This is a genomic window from Pedobacter sp. Leaf250 (assembly GCF_920984735.1).
Lineage (GTDB): Bacteria > Bacteroidota > Bacteroidia > Sphingobacteriales > Sphingobacteriaceae > Pedobacter.
Genome location: NZ_CAKLBU010000010.1, coordinates 129,410 through 147,228, shown reverse-complemented (window position 1 = coordinate 147,228; position 17,819 = coordinate 129,410). Strand labels below are relative to the sequence as shown.

The window sequence follows — 17,819 nt, the reverse complement described above, 5'->3', positions numbered from 1 at the left end:
TGATATTGTTGCTGTTCAAAGAGATACTGATCCTGCTCAATCAGAATTTAGTTTCACTACATGCAAGTTTACATACTCACACTAAGAATAGATCAAGAAGCACAGGCATTTTTTGATCAACAACGAAAAACCTATTTTCCAATAGAAAGAAATCTGTTAAACGCACACCTCACTCTATTCCATCATCTAATTAATTATAAAGATTTAGAAAAGGTGTTAAGCTCGCTAAAGGTCGAACCATTTTGGCTTATAGTATCTGCATTGAAACAATTGGGAAGGGGTGTTGCTTATAAAATCGATAGTGAGGAATTAAATGATATCAGGTTAAAGCTGGCCAAATGTTTTTGGGATAATTTAACAGCGCAAGACAAACAAGGTTACCGTCCGCATATTACGATTCAAAACAAAGTTGAGCCAGAAGTTTCCAAAATCTTGTATGCAACACTTCAATCTGATTTCACACCTTTCGCCATTCAAGGTTTAGGTTTAGATCTTTGGGAATATTTAGGCGGCCCCTGGAAACACGTCAGCTATTTTCCATTCCAAGCTGCAAACAGGCTTTAAAAATAGCTTATTGAATTTAGTTGATATTTTTTTAAAAAACATTTTCCAATATTCGAAGCAATTTAGTAACATTGCACTCTCAAAAAAACGAAAGTTTTTTCCGGGCCTATAGCTCAGCTGGTTAGAGTAGAAGACTCATAATCTTTTGGTCCCTGGTTCGAGCCCAGGTGGGCCCACATACAAAAAGTCGCCCTTTAGTGAATGCTAAAGGGCTTTTTTGTTCTCGGTAGTTCTTCTAATGCACAAGCCTCAATCAAATTAGCTACAAATAAAAAGCGTTTTAAAAATTCGTATAACTTGCATTGATGCGTTTAATACTTAATTATCTATAGGTGTTTATACTGGTTTTTTTCCTAACTAAAACCAATTAATCTTTATCGTGTTGCGTATTCATTCTTAAGAGAATCGTAACCATTTGTCTAACTCAATTAAATGTATTTATGGATCAGCATGAATTTACTATAGCCATTAGTAGCCACGAAAAACAATTAATGAGCCATGCGCTTAAATTTACCAAAGATGAAGACGATGCAAAGGATCTGGTTCAGGAAACTTTGATTAAAGGTGTTCGTTTTTGCGATAAGTTTGATAGAGGCACAAATTTAAAAGGGTGGTTATTTGTTATTATGAAAAATACTTTCATTAATGACTTTAATAAAAACAGTAGGAAAAAGGAAGTAATTACTGTTGAGGAAGATTTAACAAGTGCTCATCTGGTAAAGAGTGCCACAAGAAATGGCGGAGAGCAAACCTTTGCCATGCAGGATATTGGCAAAGCCATGAACTCACTTAAAGATGAATATAGAATACCATTTCAACGTTACTTTGAAGGATATAAATACGAAGAAATTGCCGTAGAAATGAATATTCCAATCGGCACAGTGAAAACACATATTCATCAGGCAAGGCTGGGTTTAAAGAAATATCTTAAAATTTATAGATAGCTAATTTATTGAATGAATAATGCCAATATATGTAGAAGCTCTTAATTGCATCCGGCATTTTGTAGTGATTTCTTTGATGAAAATATAAATCAGCAGTATTAAAACTATCTGGAATAACTTGTGTTTACACGATACTTTTCCTCCCTAAAACTCATGTTAGCCAAGAGATGAAAATGCCCTAAAATTAATGAAACAAATTATATTGGCTGAAGATCACAAAGTGATTAGAAATGGTCTTAAAATGTTGCTGGAATCAACAAATCAGTATCAGGTAACATGGGAAGCGAATAATGGGCAGGAGGTTATTGATGCTTTAAATAAAGGTATAATTCCAGATTTAATTGTTTCAGATATTGGTATGCCGTTAATGGATGGTATTTCGATGCTTGAAAGTATTAAAATTTCTCATCCTGATATTCCTGTATTAATTATGTCGATGATGGAAAGTGATTCCAATTTATACCAAACCATAAAAGCTGGTGCCAAAGGTTTTTTAACTAAATCAGTTGATGCAGAAGAGTTATTTTTTGCAATAGGCAGATTATTAATGGGTGAGCGCTATATCTGCGCAAGTTTAGTTATTCCAATCATCGATCATGTAATAGAAAAGGAGTTGGTTCCTAGTTTCAAAATGAAAAGTACAGATTTCTCTTCCCGTGAAAAGGAAGTATTGCAATTAATTGGACAAGGATTAACTAATGTTGAAATGGCTGATAAATTATTCATCAGTAAACGAACGGTAGAAGGTCACCGACAAAGCTTAATTGATAAAACCGGAGCGAGAAATACAGCAGTTTTGATGCGCTTTGCTTATGCCAATGGCATTATCGATTAGATTATCGAAAACGACACTTACTTTTTTTATCCATCATAATTATTCAGCACATGCCTGATAATAAAAATCAGCTTTTTTGTCAAATGAGTTCGTCCGCAACGGATGGTTATTTGATTTTTGATACCAATTCATCTTCCATCATTTATCACAATGAAGCACTAATAAACATATTTGAATGTAGTTCTGATTCTTTTAAGGCAGATAATAACCTGTGGTTAAAAGCCATTCATCCTGAAGATATTCTCCATGTAGAAAGTTGTTATGATGAATTATTGGCCGACGGAGGCTCAAAAAAATATGTATTTAGAATTTTGCTATCAGATGAACGTGTGAAATTTTTAAAGTGTACCGCCTTTTTAGAAGCAGATAGCAAAATGGTTTATGGTATTTTGGAAGACATTACCATAAGTCGTGAAAATAAAATTCACATAGAACAGATTAACGCCAGAAAAAATGTGACTTTAGAAGTGCTCTCACACGATTTAAAAGAACCTTTGGGCATGATCAAAATGGCTGTATCTTCAATTGAAGATAAATTTGGGAAGGTTGCTGAAGAAGAATTTAAAGATACATTGCAGTTCATAGCTGATATATGTGAAAGAAATTTAAAATTGATCAGAAGCATGGTCAATCACGAATTTTTAAAATCATCGGTAGTAGCGATTAAAAAGGAAAGGGTAGATTTAATTTGGGAATTAAAAGATATCGTTCGATTTTATAAACGATCGCACCTACGCGAGATCCGAAATTTTCAATTTAATGCTCAACATGAAAATATTTACATGCAATTGGATAGCATGAAATTTATGCAGGTTATTAATAATCTAATTTCAAATGCAATTAAATTTACTGCCTTTGGCGGACAAATTGATGTGAATGCCGAAGATCGGGGAGAATCTGTTGTAGTAGCGGTAAGCGATAATGGCATTGGCATCCCGGAACATATAAAAGCCAAACTTTTTCAGAATGAAAAATCTGTGCTAAGAAAAGGTTTAAATGGGGAAGAATCAGGCGGTTTGGGAATGAATATTATAAAAGATATTGTTGATTTACACAATGGCAGAATTTGGTTTGTAAGTGAAAAAGAAGTAGGAACAACGTTTTACATCGAGCTTCCAAAAGATTAAGTTTAATCTTCGGTGTCTTCTACCATAACAGCACCATCTATGCAATATATCAGTGCTTTGGCATTATCTCTTTTATCGTGTACCATTACTTTCGTATTAATGATACAAAGCTTTGCGGCAAGATCATCAGAAATTTCAGACCATTCTTGACTAACGGTTTCCAAATGGGCCATTTTGCGTTCTCTGTCTGCATGATCACGTACATATTTTTCTGCCTCTTCAGCTGAAATGTATTTCTCATCGGAAAGATCCTTCAGTTGAGTTTCATCAATGTTTTTTTTGGCAAGCTCCACTTCCAAAATAATATCCTGGTATTGATCAAACAGTTGTTGTATCGTTAAATCCTTCATAATGGTATAACCAATTAAAATCGCTTAGGTTTTAGTTTTTTGCATTCAATTTTTACTTTAATTAAGTTGATTTAGACAACAATTTCTGGCTTATCAATGTTGATGATAAAAGTTTGCAATGGAAAACACAATTGGGAATTATTATACCGGAACAAGTGGATTGCTACTGCCTGTACCTAATAAAGCATTTTATCCGAAAGAGTATCAAGAACGTTCGAGATTGTGTTACTATGGTTCTTTAATGAATAGTATTGAGGTAAACAGCACTTTTTACAAAATCCCTCAGGCCTCTACCATAAAAAGATGGTATTCTGAAGTGCCAAACAATTTCAAATTTACCTTCAAGATTTTTAAAGAAATAACACATCGTAAAAACTTGGCTTTTAACCCAGCTGAAATACATCAGTTCTTTGAGGTCATTAATCACATTGAAGAAAAAAGAGGCTGTTTACTCGTTCAATTTCCGCAAAGTGTACGCATTGGCCAATTTAAGCAAATACAAAACCTGATGGCAGAATTGAGGAATGGTGATCAAAATCAGTTATGGAAAATTGCAATAGAATTTCGCCACCCTTCACTATATGTAGAAGAAGTGAGCGAACTGTTAGCAGAATATAATATGGCATCTGTAATTCATGATAAAGCCTATTCGGCAAGTCCGATGCAGATGAGTGATGCGCCATTTGTTTATTTACGATTTCATGGGCCTGGTGGTAATTATAAAGGAAGTTATTCAGAATCACTGCTTTCTGAATATGCCAGTTATGTTAAAGACTGGATGGAAGAAGGTAAAACGGTTTTCGCCTATTTTAATAATACAATGGGCGATGCACATGGAAACTTAAATTTATTGCAATCATTAGTTAAAGAATCAATGGATTTAGATAATAACTGAAATGATTTACTATTAATACGAACATGACAGATCATCCAAAAAATAAAAAACCTTCTTATGTAGATTTTGAGATTACCAATTATCAGTGGAAACCAGATATTGATTACAGAAAACACCCAACGCAATATAAAGTTGGGAAGGGCGAACAAGGGGTTTTAATCTGCGAACCATACAAATCGGAAATTGGACCCTTCTGGAGATTTAAGAACCCCGAGGTGGCCATTAAGAGTGCGGAAAAGATATATCAATTATTTTTAAGCTATTTATCAAATGATGATTTTGTTGGTGCTGATTTATCGAGAAAATACCTGCAGATGGGTTATACCCGAGCCCGAAGATATGCCAATTATAAAGGTGGGAAAAAGTATGATAAAGACAACGATTTTGCGCTATTGGAGCGTGGAACTGGCGAAGAAATGAAAGCCGAGGCTGCTGCCATTTTTTATGACTATTGGAAAAGAGCCGAAAATCAACCTGATTATCAACAGCAAAAGCTAGCATGGAAGGAAAAATATGGATAAATCTTAAGAAATGATTATTAATAAGTTATTAAAGGGCTATTACAGCGATTTATAAAACAATGGTCTAAAATTGATGATTGTACTTATAAATCATTACTTAAACTAAAGACTATGAAAACCATCCCAATCATTTTTTGCATTGCTATTATGTCTGCATCTATTGCAGGTTGCTCCAATTACAAACCAGAGAAAGGAAATCATTACAAAGATTTGGATGATACAGCAAAAAAGAAAGACTCTATCCAGCCGGCGAAAAGATTAACAGCAGAAGATACCGTTAAAAAATACTAATAGCATTAGATAGCTAGGATTACAACTAATTTGAAGATAGGTACTTAACCCACCTATAACTGCGTATTTGCTAAAATCATATCTATAAATTGCAGTACTTATACAGGGAACAAAATCTAAATTTTACATGTTTTTATGTTAGTTTAAATATTTATTCTAATGGAAAAAGAAATTATCAGCCAAGACCATATTCCTGTGCACCAAAGTGGTGCTGAAACGGATGCCATAGAAAAAGTTGAATTTGATAATAACTACGAAGCTTTAGAATTTTTTCAAAAAGTTAAGCAAAGACTTTCGGATGTAAACCGATGGGGCGAAATGTCTCATATTCCATTATCATCGTTTAAGCTTTTTGATCATGCAGGCCGAAAATGCGATAGGGAGGTAATAGAAGGTGACTATATTCGAATTGATATTCCTGGCCCGGGTACAAAGATTGGTAAAGGTTACGATTGGGTTCAGGTAGAAGCCATATTTGCAGAAGTTGATTTTGATGAAGATATTTTCACAATCAGGGTCCGTCCATCATCTCATCCTTTAGATCCTGATGGTAAAACAGCTCACTTTTTAAAAAATCGTGCTACATCAACCTTTCAAATTAAGCGGATTAAAAATGTTGTTCTGGCCGAAGAACATGCCAGAAATGAATCGCCCAATATGGAAACTGGTAACGGATTAGATAATTTCCGAAATGCTATTGTAGGTACCGCAGCAAGAATTGGATTGTCGTATCCCCAGTGGAAAAGTTTAATTAAAGGATTAATAAAAACTGATTAACATAGTTATTTATCATACTAACATCATCTTAAAAAGCTAATTAGCTTACAATCAGTCAACCTTTTCAATTAATCAAAACATTATCTTTCAGCATGTGTTTGGCAAATAGTCATCGCTATTGATGGCATTATTTACAAAACATTTATATGAAAAAGATTTTTATCTCGAGCTTATTTTCTTTCGCATTATTTGCTGGTGTGGCTAACGCACAAATTCAAAAAGGCAACGTAATGGTTGGTGGAAATTTAACAAACATTAACCTTGGTCTGGACGACCCAAAAATTTTTAGTGTGGATATTACGCCAAAAGCGGCTTGGTTTATACAGGATAATCTTGCTTTGGGTGGTTATGTAAACTTCGGTTTGGAAACTGCTAAAAACTCAAATACAACAACAAGTTACGGTGTTGGTGCATTAGGCCGTTATTATGCAGGATCGGATGTAGAAGTTTTACGTCATGGTCGTTTCTTTGCTGAAGCAACTGCTGGAATTGGTGGTGTAAACGTGAGCAAAGGTGGTGGTAATACCAATGGCTTAAACTTAAGTGTTGGTCCTGGTTTTGCTTATTTTATTACACCAAATATTGGTTTAGAAACTTTGTTAAAATATAATGGATTAGTAGGCTTTGGTAGTGCAACTACACAAAACAATTTGAATTTATCATTTGGTTTTCAAATCTATCTTCCTGGTCAGCGTACTGCAAACAAGGTTAAAGGCGACGTAAAATAATTTAAATTCAATTTTAAAAGGGCCAACATCTTATAGGTGTTGCCCTTTTTATTTGGAAGAGAATGCTGATCAATAAATATTGATCACTTTCATAGCCGCTTGAATGGCATCGGCATAAGGTTCATATAAAACCCGTGCAAATGGATTTTCAGCATCTGCATCCCACAATCCGGAATGATGCCAGTAGTGTAAATGATCCCAATCTGGGCGATCAATTATTGGATATAAACAAATGCCTTTAAGTGGAACACCATATTGCAAGGCTTTAATACATTCGCGGGTAATCAGTTCCAACCAATTTGGGCGATGTTCTCCTGGATGACTGGTTTCGGCCAATACAATTGGAATACCGTAACGATGGTAGGCCTCTACAAATAGTGATGAAAGTCCTCTCCATCTCGGGTCGGGATCGTTATTTGCCCAGGGCAGACCCGAAAAATCACTAGCCACCCACTGATTATTGTAGTAAAAATTAAAACCCATGTAATCTATCAAATCTTTCGATCCACCTAATTCGGGGCACATTTTTCCGGTAAGCATATCTGTTGCCTGGAATTGTACATCATGAGCTTCTTCTGCTTGTATAACCATTTCCATTGTCGCATCTAAAGCAGGAACAATATTTACAATTGGTTCTGTACTCATAATCAGCGTATTAGGATCAACTGCCTTAAAAGCTTTAATTGCCTGAATATAAGCCCTTACCAAAGCATATTTAACATTCCAACCCATACCACGGGCATAAGGTGTTGTACTGGCATGGTCGCCTCCCAGCCACGAAATGAATCCAACCTCATTAATAGGTGTTACAATAAGCTGATCACCTGGGCAATAATCGCGATAAAAGGTTGCGAAGGCATTGCATACACCAACAAAACGTTGGGTAAAATGTGGGTGAAGTGGTGTTAAGTCGTCAGGATAACCAAAATGACAGATATCCCAAATTTGTTGTATCCCACCATTTCGTCCTGCATCGATCATTTTTGCAACGGTCGAAAAATCGTAGGTATAAGGTTTTCGCTCAACATGGCTCCATCTAATTCCTTCTCTTACCGTAGTGATGCCAATACCCGAAATGAGTTTGTAATCATCATTTATTAAATTAATGTGCCCGGTTTCTGTAAGTAAATCTACACGGTTCCCATAATGATTCAGCTGATCAGAACATTCAAAACCTGCCATCCAAAAGCTTTTAAATGGATTGTTGTTTTCCATTAACTGGCTAATAATTTATCAGTTTCAAATAATGTCCATAGCATTTTCTTTTTCATTTCTTCATAAGTATTTTCCCATGATTTATCCGCCAGAAAATCATCCACATTATTTTTCCAGCTTTTCTCATCTTTTGAAGCAATAATTTGTTCAATGGCTTCGATAAATTCATCAGCGTTAGATCCAATACTCACTAATTTTTCAATTCCATAGGGCTTTACTACATCTCGAATGGGGGTAGAAACCACTCTTAATCCAGCCGCTAAATATTCCGGCGTTTTTGTAGGGCTAATAAATCGTGTTGAATTATTTATGGCAAATGGAATAAGTGCAACATTCCAACCAGATAAATAGGATGGGAGCTCTTGATAGTTTTTTTGACCTAAATAATGCAAGTTCGGTCCTTTTGGCAAACTATCCATCGATACTTTTACTACAGGTCCAAGTAATAAAATTTGCCATTCTGGTCGCTTTTCGGCAATTTCCCGAATGAGTGCTACATCAAAACGTTCATCTATAACGCCAATAAATCCGAGTTTAATTCCGGTAATAGCGGCCTGATCTTCTGGTTCAATTTCGATCGTTCTCGCTTTGCTAAAATGTTTTTTATCAATGCTACTCGGATAAACATGAATATTATTATGTTGTTCTTTTTTAGCTTCGTGAAGAGAATGACCTCCGGTGAAAACAACGTCTGCAGTTTTAAGTAATTTTTTTTCCAGTAAAACAAGTTCTTTGGGTGCAAAATCAAAAGCTGATAATTCATCCATGCAATCGAAAACGGTTAATGCTGCAGCATGATGATCGGAAAATTGAAGCGCCATTGGTGTATAATACCAAAATATCCAGTCGGCTAAAGAAGAATCGCCTATAAAATCGGTCAGCAATTTCTTCATTAAAAGATTTTCTTGCTCATGATCCAAACCGGGAGTAATGTGCGGAACAATAATGGTAAGTTGCTCTTCTCTTTTATCAATGGCTAAATAGCTGGATTCCTGTCCATCGAAAATGGGTTCTTCCATCACATATACGTTCATTTCTTTTGCAAAGCGGCTCATTAAATGCTGTGGGCGCTGAAAAACAAAATCCCATCGAAGGTGGGAAAAGCAGAGTAGATTTTTAGGCAACAGTGGTTTCTGTATATTCATATTATATTGGGTTAGGGATAGTTTTATTGAAATGATCGGTGGCTGTTTTTAGTGCCGACCCAATGATTTGGTGCATGTCGTAATATTGATAGGTTGCTAACCTTCCTCCAAAAATTACATTCTGCTCCAATTGACTTAAGCGCTTGTACTGATCGAATAATGCATTATTGTGCTTATCATTAATTGGATAGTAGGCTTCCTTTTCTGGTGTCCATTCTTCTGGGTACTCTTTTGTTACCACCGTTTTTGGCTGGGTACCAAACTCAAAATGTTTGTGCTCAATAATTCTGGTGTAAGGAATATTTCTTTCCGTATAATTAATAACGGCATTGCCTTGGTGGTTTTCTTCCTCTAAAATTTCATGTTCAAATCTTAAACTTCGGTAAGCTAATTTTCCGAATCTGTAATCATAAAATTGATCGATATTACCGGTAAAAACCACATGATCAGCCAAATCAGTCCATTGGCTTTTGTTATTGAAAAAATCAATTCCTGTTCTAACTTCGCAATCGACTAATAAACCATCAATTAATTTATTATAACCGCCAATAGGTATTCCCTGGTATTTGTCATTGAAATAATTGTTATCGTAAGTAAAACGAACTGGTAATCTTTTAATGATGAAAGCAGGCAATTCATGAGCAGGCCGTCCCCATTGTTTTTCGGTATAGCCTTTTATCAACTTCTCATAAATATCTTTACCAATTAACGATATGGCTTGTTCTTCTAAATTAGATGGAGCGGTAATTAAAGCCTGGTCAATTTGAGATTTAATTTTTTCCTTTGCTTCCTTCGGAGTTTTAACACCCCAAAGCTGATAGAATGTATTCATATTAAAGGGGAGGTTGTACAGTTTCCCTTCGTAATTTGCCACCGGACAATTGGTATAACGATTAAACTCTACAAAAGAATTTACATAATCCCAAATGTGTTTATCATTGGTATGGAAAATATGTGCACCGTATTTATGAACATTTATATCTTCAATTTTTTCGCAATAAACATTGCCACCAATATGATTTCGCTTATCAATCAATAAACATTTTTTACCTCTTTTAGTCGCTTCGTTTGCAAACACGCTGCCGAAAAGGCCACTCCCAACTATTAAATAATCATATTCTTTTTTTTGCATATAAATATTGCGTTTTCTATAGTTTTAAATGTTAGAAGTTATTCAATCGTCCTGCCGTTATCATAGATATAAATGGTAGAAAATTGTATTTCAGATTGTTGGGAAGCATTAAAAGCATTTACTTTCTTTATTATTTCCTTAATATCTGCATCTATGTTAACTACAATTGTTAATTCTGTTGGGCCAGTTACCTCTACATCGAAAATATCTTCAGAGAGCATTCGATACTTTGAAATGTTAATCATTATTTCTGTTTAGCAATGTCATTTATCTTGATTAGCATTTTATCATCTTAAAATTTAATGTTTGATTAAACCTTGTATAACCGTTTTGATCAGCATTTGATCGTTACTTAAAGTGCGGTTTAATAACTCTGCGATATCTGATCTATTCATTTTTGTGGCATAAGTTTTCAAGAATCGATATACAGGTTGTTTATAATGTACTAGCCTTAATATTGCAAAGCCAATTTCAAAAGTTTTTGTATCCTCACCACTTCGCTGCTGACTTAGGGTTTGAAAATAGTTACCCAATATTTTTACATTTTGGATTACAGGTTGTTCATCAATTAACATGAAGACCTGATCGAGCCTCAATATTTTTATCAGTGTTTCCTGCTGTAGAAATCGATATGGTGTGCTGCCAAATTCGCTAATAACACCATGTTTCAATGAAATGATAATCGATAATTCTTTTTCCAATCCATATATTTTGGCTAACTCACTAACAAAAAAGTGATGAAACGCTTTATCTTCAAACTTTTGATAGGCAGCTTGCCTTTTACTAGTTTGTAATGGTTTATTAGCCATCAACAGTTAGTTTTATGGTATAAAAAATATCAAAATTTTTGCTTCAATCATCCATAAAACTGCTTATTAGTGGCTTTGGTTTGGGCTTTGAAATAATCAGGTATTGCGCTTTTAAAAGCAGGTATTTACACCGTAATTGATGCTCGCAAATTGATACTTTTGAGAATGCATTTTTAACAATGGGGATGCAGGATTAAATTCCATTATTCTGCTACGCATTTCTTTGCGTATTAATTGCATGATAATACATTAAACAATTGATTAAAATATAGTGTTCCTTAAACGTAGTCTGTTTATCAAAAGACTATAAATATCATTCCCGCTATTTCAAAAGCAAAATTTACCTGTACAAGTTTCTGCATAATGCAGGATTTTGGATTTAACTAGGATATATGAACCAAAATTTGCCTACGAAAGCAAAATCTCTTTTTGATGGAAAAATTAACCCATCACTTAAACTTTCGGTAATTGTACCTGCAAAAAATGAATCGGCATTTATTATTCAAACGCTTGATGCTTTACGCTTTCAGTTGAACGATTTGGGAGTTGCCATTAACTCTGATTTATACGAAATATTGGTATTAGCCAATAATTGCAGTGATGATACTTTTAATATTTGTAAAGCGTATCAACAAAATCATCCCCGATTTAACTTACATATTGAGCGCATTTTACTTAACAAAGAATCTGCTCATATTGGAACAGCGAGAAGATTGTTGATGGATGCAGCTTACAGGCGACTTACGAATGTGGCAGGAGAAAAAGGAATAATAGTTTCTACTGATGCAGATAGCGAAGTGGCTCCAGATTGGATTTATCACATTTTAAAGGAAATTAGCCATGGGGCAGATGTTGTTGGTGGAAGAATTTTACCAAAAGATACCCCCTCGATTAGCCGAACGCACCACTTACGCGATGTAACCTACAGGTTTTTAAAAAGCCAGCTAGAATCAGCAATTGATCCATGTGAATCTAATCCCTGGCCTCGGCATTTTCAGTGTTACGGACCAAGTTTAGCCGTTACCTGCGAAATGTATGAAAAGGCAGGTAGGCTACCAATTATACCATATTTAGAAGATGAAGAATTCCGAAAAGCATTGAAAAGAGTTGATGCAAAAATCCGCCATTCCCCACATGTACGCATATATACTTCCGGAAGATTAGACGGAAGAGTGAAATTTGGTTTTTCTGTTCAGCTAAAACACTGGTCGGATATGAGTTTAAGGAGCGAAGAGGAACAGGTCGAATCTCTGGAAACTTTAATTTTTAAATTTGAATTCAAGAACAATTTGCGCAAAATATGGAACGATGGAAAATCCTTAATTAATGCGAACCAAAGTTTAGTGCAACTATCAAAATGGGCAGATATTAATCATACAAGTTTGATTAATTTAATAACTACCAGTATTTATTTCGAATCGCTTTGGGAGAAAGTTGAGCAGTATTTGCATGAAGGGCTGCACCATTCCATTCATTATCAATCGATCAATCTGGCGATTAACAGTTTACGAATGCACTTTCATCAAACGAGAAAAATAACCATTAAAGAATTAAATAATAATGTTTTAATGGATTCAGAAGCAATGGTAGGTTAAATCTATTAAAAGCATGAGAATTGATCTTTCAAATTGGTAATGAAATGAACAATTATATCTTTATGAAATCGACATGTCATTAAGTTTAGGCTAACTGAAAACACTTTTTAGCAGTTTTAATGATGTTTTTAGCAATAATATCCATCGCCGAAGAATTGATTACGCCATTCCAATCCACCATCTTCTCACTTAATTCGCTTATAATTAACGGCCAATTCGCGTGGAGCAGTTCTTCTGGAAGTACAATTGTTATTCCTGATCGATTTTCAATGGCTTTAGCTTTCTCAATTTGCTCATCAAATGGCCGTGATTCTGGAATTCCAATAAATCGTTTATTTAAACTTGCAGTTTCCATCACGGTATTGTGTCCGGTATTGCCAATAATGATGTGCGCCTGATCAAGCAATTGATGGGGATTATCTACATTTCCATGAAATTTTAAATTAACAGGATTGTCATTTTCTTCATTGCATAATCCCAATACATGAAACTCGTAATCGGAACAAGCTGAAGCGATTGTATTTAAAACCTCATCATTAATGGATGTACCGCCATTTCCAATTAAAATACAAATCCGTTTAGAATTAATTTCTCCACTGCGTTCCAATTCATCAAATTTTGAAAAGCCACCGGCAAAAACAGTTTTTGCAAAATATTCGTTTTTTTTATCCATATAAATCGAAAGGGGATAGGGCGCAATTAGTAGTTCGGCGCTATCATAGGCTAATTGATGAGGCAAATCTTGGCGTTTTCCATGTTGATGCATAACGATTGTTGGAACACCAGCTAACCTGGCGAGTAAAGTTACTTCAACAGACACATCAACAATTAAGATCATTGGAAAATGATCACTGAAAATTTTAGTCATTATAGCTACACGATCTCTGCCTCCTTTGATACCCAAAGGTGCGTAATGACAAGCCATAGAAGAGTTACTGTTGATCGATTCCTTTTCACCTGTCGAAGCAATATCAAGCGGTAAATGAACGAGCTGAACGTTTGATGGAACATCAATTAATTTTTTTAGCCCGCTGCCCATCAAGAGAATTGGATAATTACCTAGTGCTTTTATAATTTGCATAGTGCGCATCAAATGACCTGAACCATGATGGTGAACATAAAATGCTATGGTAAAATCCGCCATGGTGATTATTTCTTTTGAAAAACGTCTATTCTATAATCATCACTTCGAGAACCTTCCAAATGGGTAAGAGTAGATTGTTTAAGACATTCATGTACATCATCGCCCGATATGGGATAATCTACAACAAAATGCGTCCAATGCACCAATAATAAGATTCCATCGCTGTTTAATTGATTTTCGATCAGATTTCGGGTTACAAGCAAATCCTCCATCGAAAGATAATAACCAACCTCGCTCATTACAATTAAATCAAAGTTCTCGTTAGGAAAGTCGCCAGGAATGCCCCCCAGTTTAAATTTGATATGTGGCGAATTTAATGAACGTAATTTAGCTTTTTCCAAGGCTGTTTTACTAATGTCAATAGCTGTGAGACTTTTACAGTAAACACCAAGCAATGATGTAAAAATACCAATTGAACAGCCTATTTCCAGGGCATTGATGTACAATAACTTTGGAATGGCTGCTAATGAAGCTTCATATTTTTTACGTTCATATTCGCTCTTTTCAAAATTCCATGGATCATCACTATTTGTATAAAGGCTTTCAAAATAATCTTCGGATAGGGTAGCGTTTGGATTGATTTTTTTACGCTCCATAAAGTATTCCTTTCCCGTAGTAAAATTTGCAATCATTTCCGAACTTAAGATAAATCCATTCGGGTCATCGTCAATCATTTTAGTAGTTTGCGAAACATGCGCTTCAATACAGCTTTGCTTTAGTTTGCTATAACTAGATACATCAACAAAACGAAGTTCATCAGGTTTAAGATGAGGGAGATCGCTTTTCGCAGCGTTCTCATAAAGCCAAATGGGGTATTCCCAGATTATTGGACGAGTAATAGTTCCTTTCTCAAGTGCCGACATTAACAATTGCCATGTTGCACGATGATCGCGATGAGGATCAAGTTCGTATGGAACCAGAATTAAATCAGGCTTAAAAGACTTTAAATCGTTCGCAAGTATTGCCACCAGTTCATCAAAACCAGGTTCTCCACGGGCAGGCATTGCCGAATCAAGGCAATCATAACATTTTAAAACATCAGTTTCTAGTCCAAGTAAGGCAATAACCTGTTTTAACTCTTTTTTACGTAAATCAGTGAGTTTTTCAGCTGGAAATTTTTTTGAATTTGGATGCGAACGACTTCCATCAGTGGTTAGGATAATTTTAAAATGAACCCCTTTTTCTACAAGTTTAGCTATAAAGCCTGCGCAGGCTAATGATTCATCATCAGGATGAGGTATTAAAATTAAACAGTTATTTATAAAATTTAATTCTTCATCACTGGTTTGAACGGCCAATTCTCTAAAGGTTTCTTTATCAAATAAACTCATGGGTAGCTTTTTGTTTATTGATGAAAAAATCTGCTACATTTAAACGGGTTGCATCTGGCGCTGGTTGTCGGAGGTAAAAAGATAAATCTCTGAAAACACGTTCCATATCGTATGGAGCCATTAACCCGCGTGCACCAATGCACTTATTGCTTTCATCCATTATGCGAAGGCAAATATCTTCTATAGTTACACGGGTCATGTTTGCAAATGCTATCAATTCTTGTTCTTGGTTTTTATCATCTGCCCATTCATCATAATTTTTGCCTGCCTTTTCGAGCCAAAGTTTTCCAGCAACCAATTGCATCATTATATTTGAAATTCTTAATCGCTGGATAGGATCCTCTGTTCGATTAAAATCTTTTAAATACTCGATTGTATTCTCGGCAATTGCCGCTGCACCGCCTAAATGTACGGCAGCAAAACGAATGGCGCCGCCGCTGAAATAAGGCTGAGTTAAATAAATTCCCGGATGAGCAATCATATCCGATTCATCGGTAACATATCCCGAAAAATCAACAGTATAACTTTGTGAAGCCTTCATGCCCAAGGGTTTCCAGCTTTCCTTATCTATTTTATCATCAGCAATTTTACTCATATCAACAATTACCATTTGCCATCCTTTTCTGTTCTCGTGGTTTATATTTCCGGTAATTAGTGCCCGGTTAACAATACCTACACCAGAACAAAAGGTTTTACTGCCATTAATTATATATTGATCGGCTTGTGAAGAAAATTCAATGCCGTTTTGGGCCTGGGTATTCCAAACCCCAAAAAGATGACCATAATCTCGTACACCTTGAAACCAATGGTTGCGTTGCGTTTCATTGGCATAAAGATGGATCAGGTATAAAGTATTGATATGCCCTTCAAAAATTCTACCTACCGATAAATTGACTTTACCAATAGCCTGTAGCATATTTAAAAGTGCTGGCATATTGGGTTTATTAAAATCGAGTAATTCTCCAGGAAGTACAATTTTTAATGCACCGATTTCTTCTAGCCATTTAAATTCTGTTTTTAATCCTTCCGGATTATTTTCAGAAGTACTTGCTTCAAGTTTTATTTTTTGAAGTATATTTTGGAATGCAACCTGATCAAAAGTTTGTGTGGCATTATCATGCTTAATTTCTATCATTAGGATGCTTTTTTAATGGATTTGTTTGTTGCTAATTTCTCAAGCATTTGTTCATAAGATTCAATCATGCGATGAATATCAAATTTAGCGGCTGCTGTTATAACTTTTAATCGATCTAGTTTTATTGCAGAATGAATGGCTGCGGCTAAATCACTGGTATTTGGAAAATCTACTAATATGCCGCAATCTTCATTAATTAATTCTGGTAGGGCACCCATTTTAAAACCAGCAATTGGTGTTCCACATGCCATTGCTTCTGCTACCACCAAACCAAACGGCTCTTGCCAGCAAGGCGTTACCAAACAAACTTTCGCCCCACCAATAAGCTGATTTAATTCTTGCTGATTTTGTAGGCCAAGTATTTCCGTGCTTTCATCTAATAACGGGGCAATCATCTGGTCGTAATATCGTTTATCTGCTATTCCTCCGGCAATTTTAAGTTTAATGCCTGCTTTTTTACACGCCTCGATAGCCAAATGCAATCCCTTATCAGGATGTATGCGTCCAAACCATGCAGCGTACGATTCTTCTGATGAATTGGGATATGCTGTCCAACTGTCCATCTCAATTCCGTTTGATATAACCGGGCAATGTGCTATCAAATCTTGCCAGTTGATGGCACTTTGTTTTGATACGGTTACGTAATTTATAGTTGGGTTTTGCCTCTCAGCTTTAATGGCAAGTGCTAGTTCGTAAAAAGGTGGTGTGTGTAGAACAGTTAACATGGGTGTTTTTACGATATTAGCTATGGTAATTGGAATATAATGCAGTGAATTATTGAAGATAATATCTAAATCATACTGATCGATTGAATTCATCAAATTGAAATAAGCATGATGTTCAGCAATATATTCTGATGGAAGATCTTTCCGTTTTATTCTCATCCCGGTTGATGATTCGTAATGGTCATCTGAAAGAATGGCATGTACTGGTAAATTTGAGTCAGAATTTGAACTCGCGAATAAAATAACCTCATGGCCACGTTGGGTGAGTAATTTGGTAATTTGATGTGTAAATACTTCCAAGCCTCCGGCAAATGGCGCAACAATAGGATGTTTAAGATGTGCAATGATTCCGATCTTCATAAATAACGGATGTTAATGCATCCTATAATATATGACACAAGAAATCGCTTATAAGTTTTTTTTAAATGGAAAATCGATTATTTAAGAAAGATAAATGAATATTCTGATTCAGAATTTTGCCAGCTAATAGTTGGAAAAATATTGAATATTAAAAAAAGGTTGATGGAATAAACCAACAACCTTTGTATCAATTAAA

Annotated in this window: 20 protein-coding genes and 1 tRNA gene; 11 read left to right on the top strand and 10 right to left on the bottom strand. The window is 35.3% G+C overall.

The window, feature by feature from the left end:
• Nucleotides 1-60 precede the first annotated feature (60 nt).
• The 5 genes from LUA91_RS11290 (at nt 61) to LUA91_RS11270 (ending at nt 3,470) form a co-directional block, all read left to right on the top strand.
• Nucleotides 61-564 (top strand): 2'-5' RNA ligase family protein, encoded by a 504-nt coding sequence (locus LUA91_RS11290; protein WP_231426155.1) that lies wholly within the window; start codon nt 61-63, stop codon nt 562-564.
• 102 nt (nt 565-666) lie between these two features.
• Nucleotides 667-740, top strand: a tRNA-Ile gene (locus tag LUA91_RS11285).
• 264 nt (nt 741-1,004) lie between these two features.
• Nucleotides 1,005-1,508 carry an RNA polymerase sigma factor gene (locus LUA91_RS11280; RefSeq protein ID WP_231426154.1) on the top strand — a complete coding sequence of 168 codons (504 nt, stop codon included), beginning with the start codon at nt 1,005-1,007 and terminating at the stop codon, nt 1,506-1,508.
• Nucleotides 1,509-1,695: 187 nt separating this feature from the next.
• On the top strand, nt 1,696-2,343 hold the full coding sequence (locus LUA91_RS11275; protein ID WP_231426153.1) for a response regulator transcription factor: 648 nt from the start codon (nt 1,696-1,698) through the stop codon (nt 2,341-2,343).
• Nucleotides 2,344-2,426: 83 nt separating this feature from the next.
• Nucleotides 2,427-3,470, top strand: a complete 1,044-nt coding sequence (locus LUA91_RS11270; RefSeq protein WP_231426152.1) for a PAS domain-containing sensor histidine kinase — start codon at nt 2,427-2,429, stop codon at nt 3,468-3,470.
• A gap of 2 nt (nt 3,471-3,472) precedes the next feature.
• On the opposite strand, the gene LUA91_RS11265 is transcribed toward LUA91_RS11270, so the two are convergent.
• Nucleotides 3,473-3,820, bottom strand: a complete 348-nt coding sequence (locus LUA91_RS11265; protein WP_231426151.1) for a hypothetical protein — start codon at nt 3,818-3,820, stop codon at nt 3,473-3,475.
• 118 nt (nt 3,821-3,938) lie between these two features.
• On the opposite strand from LUA91_RS11265, the gene LUA91_RS11260 reads away from it, so the two are divergent.
• The 5 genes from LUA91_RS11260 to LUA91_RS11240 all read left to right on the top strand — a co-directional run bounded on the left by LUA91_RS11260 (nt 3,939) and on the right by LUA91_RS11240 (nt 7,032).
• Entirely contained in the window at nt 3,939-4,715 is a 777-nt protein-coding gene (locus LUA91_RS11260) for a DUF72 domain-containing protein (RefSeq protein WP_231426150.1), read from the top strand.
• A gap of 23 nt (nt 4,716-4,738) precedes the next feature.
• Nucleotides 4,739-5,236 (top strand): DUF4385 domain-containing protein, encoded by a 498-nt coding sequence (locus tag LUA91_RS11255; protein ID WP_231426149.1) that lies wholly within the window; start codon nt 4,739-4,741, stop codon nt 5,234-5,236.
• A 111-nt stretch (nt 5,237-5,347) separates the two neighbouring features.
• Nucleotides 5,348-5,527 (top strand): hypothetical protein, encoded by a 180-nt coding sequence (locus LUA91_RS11250; RefSeq protein ID WP_231426148.1) that lies wholly within the window; start codon nt 5,348-5,350, stop codon nt 5,525-5,527.
• Between the two features lie 159 nt (nt 5,528-5,686).
• Nucleotides 5,687-6,304 carry a hypothetical protein gene (locus tag LUA91_RS11245; protein WP_231426147.1) on the top strand — a complete coding sequence of 206 codons (618 nt, stop codon included), beginning with the start codon at nt 5,687-5,689 and terminating at the stop codon, nt 6,302-6,304.
• A 146-nt stretch (nt 6,305-6,450) separates the two neighbouring features.
• Nucleotides 6,451-7,032, top strand: a complete 582-nt coding sequence (locus LUA91_RS11240; protein WP_231426146.1) for a hypothetical protein — start codon at nt 6,451-6,453, stop codon at nt 7,030-7,032.
• 69 nt (nt 7,033-7,101) lie between these two features.
• Here LUA91_RS11240 and LUA91_RS11235 read toward each other — a convergent pair whose 3' ends face one another.
• From LUA91_RS11235 to LUA91_RS11215, 5 genes are read right to left on the bottom strand one after another with little or no spacing between them, the layout of a single operon-like run.
• Nucleotides 7,102-8,247 (bottom strand): amine oxidase, encoded by a 1,146-nt coding sequence (locus LUA91_RS11235; protein ID WP_231426145.1) that lies wholly within the window; start codon nt 8,245-8,247, stop codon nt 7,102-7,104.
• Nucleotides 8,247-9,392: a glycosyltransferase gene (locus LUA91_RS11230; RefSeq protein ID WP_231426144.1), complete on the bottom strand. Its 1,146-nt coding sequence runs from the start codon at nt 9,390-9,392 to the stop codon at nt 8,247-8,249. Before LUA91_RS11230 ends, LUA91_RS11235 begins: the two co-directional genes overlap by 1 nt.
• 1 nt (nt 9,393) lies before the next feature.
• Nucleotides 9,394-10,524: a UDP-galactopyranose mutase gene (gene glf / locus LUA91_RS11225; RefSeq protein ID WP_231426143.1), complete on the bottom strand. Its 1,131-nt coding sequence runs from the start codon at nt 10,522-10,524 to the stop codon at nt 9,394-9,396.
• A gap of 38 nt (nt 10,525-10,562) precedes the next feature.
• Nucleotides 10,563-10,769, bottom strand: coding sequence for a hypothetical protein (locus LUA91_RS11220; RefSeq protein WP_231426142.1), 207 nt, complete (start codon nt 10,767-10,769; stop codon nt 10,563-10,565).
• A 54-nt stretch (nt 10,770-10,823) separates the two neighbouring features.
• Nucleotides 10,824-11,333, bottom strand: coding sequence for a DUF892 family protein (locus LUA91_RS11215; protein WP_231426141.1), 510 nt, complete (start codon nt 11,331-11,333; stop codon nt 10,824-10,826).
• Between the two features lie 392 nt (nt 11,334-11,725).
• Between LUA91_RS11215 and LUA91_RS11210 the strand changes: the two genes are divergently transcribed.
• Nucleotides 11,726-12,928, top strand: coding sequence for a glycosyltransferase family 2 protein (locus LUA91_RS11210; protein ID WP_231426140.1), 1,203 nt, complete (start codon nt 11,726-11,728; stop codon nt 12,926-12,928).
• Between the two features lie 85 nt (nt 12,929-13,013).
• Here the strand turns inward: LUA91_RS11210 and LUA91_RS11205 are convergent, their stop codons facing one another.
• The 4 genes from LUA91_RS11205 to LUA91_RS11190 are packed head-to-tail and all read right to left on the bottom strand — an operon-like array spanning nt 13,014 to nt 17,623.
• A complete protein-coding gene (locus LUA91_RS11205; protein WP_231426139.1) occupies nt 13,014-14,072 on the bottom strand; it encodes a glycosyltransferase in 1,059 nt (352 codons plus the stop codon).
• 5 nt (nt 14,073-14,077) lie between these two features.
• Nucleotides 14,078-15,403 carry a bifunctional PIG-L family deacetylase/class I SAM-dependent methyltransferase gene (locus LUA91_RS11200; protein WP_231426138.1) on the bottom strand — a complete coding sequence of 442 codons (1,326 nt, stop codon included), beginning with the start codon at nt 15,401-15,403 and terminating at the stop codon, nt 14,078-14,080.
• Entirely contained in the window at nt 15,390-16,538 is a 1,149-nt protein-coding gene (locus LUA91_RS11195; RefSeq protein ID WP_231426137.1) for an acyl-CoA dehydrogenase family protein, read from the bottom strand. The genes LUA91_RS11200 and LUA91_RS11195 overlap by 14 nt, the downstream gene beginning before the upstream one ends.
• Nucleotides 16,538-17,623 (bottom strand): glycosyltransferase family 4 protein, encoded by a 1,086-nt coding sequence (locus tag LUA91_RS11190; protein WP_231426136.1) that lies wholly within the window; start codon nt 17,621-17,623, stop codon nt 16,538-16,540. Before LUA91_RS11190 ends, LUA91_RS11195 begins: the two co-directional genes overlap by 1 nt.
• Nucleotides 17,624-17,819: the final 196 nt, after the last annotated feature.

What these genes read in the sequence shown, in the direction of transcription:
- LUA91_RS11290 (WP_231426155.1), top strand. Translation starts at nt 61, where the DNA reads ATGCAAGTTTACATACTCACACTAAGAATAGATCAAGAAGCACAGGCA.
- LUA91_RS11280 (WP_231426154.1), top strand. Translation starts at nt 1,005, where the DNA reads ATGGATCAGCATGAATTTACTATAGCCATTAGTAGCCACGAAAAACAA.
- LUA91_RS11275 (WP_231426153.1), top strand. Translation starts at nt 1,696, where the DNA reads ATGAAACAAATTATATTGGCTGAAGATCACAAAGTGATTAGAAATGGT.
- LUA91_RS11270 (WP_231426152.1), top strand. Translation starts at nt 2,427, where the DNA reads ATGAGTTCGTCCGCAACGGATGGTTATTTGATTTTTGATACCAATTCA.
- LUA91_RS11265 (WP_231426151.1), bottom strand. Translation starts at nt 3,820, where the DNA reads ATGAAGGATTTAACGATACAACAACTGTTTGATCAATACCAGGATATT.
- LUA91_RS11260 (WP_231426150.1), top strand. Translation starts at nt 3,939, where the DNA reads ATGGAAAACACAATTGGGAATTATTATACCGGAACAAGTGGATTGCTA.
- LUA91_RS11255 (WP_231426149.1), top strand. Translation starts at nt 4,739, where the DNA reads ATGACAGATCATCCAAAAAATAAAAAACCTTCTTATGTAGATTTTGAG.
- LUA91_RS11250 (WP_231426148.1), top strand. Translation starts at nt 5,348, where the DNA reads ATGAAAACCATCCCAATCATTTTTTGCATTGCTATTATGTCTGCATCT.
- LUA91_RS11245 (WP_231426147.1), top strand. Translation starts at nt 5,687, where the DNA reads ATGGAAAAAGAAATTATCAGCCAAGACCATATTCCTGTGCACCAAAGT.
- LUA91_RS11240 (WP_231426146.1), top strand. Translation starts at nt 6,451, where the DNA reads ATGAAAAAGATTTTTATCTCGAGCTTATTTTCTTTCGCATTATTTGCT.
- LUA91_RS11235 (WP_231426145.1), bottom strand. Translation starts at nt 8,247, where the DNA reads ATGGAAAACAACAATCCATTTAAAAGCTTTTGGATGGCAGGTTTTGAA.
- LUA91_RS11230 (WP_231426144.1), bottom strand. Translation starts at nt 9,392, where the DNA reads ATGAATATACAGAAACCACTGTTGCCTAAAAATCTACTCTGCTTTTCC.
- glf (WP_231426143.1), bottom strand. Translation starts at nt 10,524, where the DNA reads ATGCAAAAAAAAGAATATGATTATTTAATAGTTGGGAGTGGCCTTTTC.
- LUA91_RS11220 (WP_231426142.1), bottom strand. Translation starts at nt 10,769, where the DNA reads ATGATTAACATTTCAAAGTATCGAATGCTCTCTGAAGATATTTTCGAT.
- LUA91_RS11215 (WP_231426141.1), bottom strand. Translation starts at nt 11,333, where the DNA reads ATGGCTAATAAACCATTACAAACTAGTAAAAGGCAAGCTGCCTATCAA.
- LUA91_RS11210 (WP_231426140.1), top strand. Translation starts at nt 11,726, where the DNA reads ATGAACCAAAATTTGCCTACGAAAGCAAAATCTCTTTTTGATGGAAAA.
- LUA91_RS11205 (WP_231426139.1), bottom strand. Translation starts at nt 14,072, where the DNA reads ATGGCGGATTTTACCATAGCATTTTATGTTCACCATCATGGTTCAGGT.
- LUA91_RS11200 (WP_231426138.1), bottom strand. Translation starts at nt 15,403, where the DNA reads ATGAGTTTATTTGATAAAGAAACCTTTAGAGAATTGGCCGTTCAAACC.
- LUA91_RS11195 (WP_231426137.1), bottom strand. Translation starts at nt 16,538, where the DNA reads ATGATAGAAATTAAGCATGATAATGCCACACAAACTTTTGATCAGGTT.
- LUA91_RS11190 (WP_231426136.1), bottom strand. Translation starts at nt 17,623, where the DNA reads ATGAAGATCGGAATCATTGCACATCTTAAACATCCTATTGTTGCGCCA.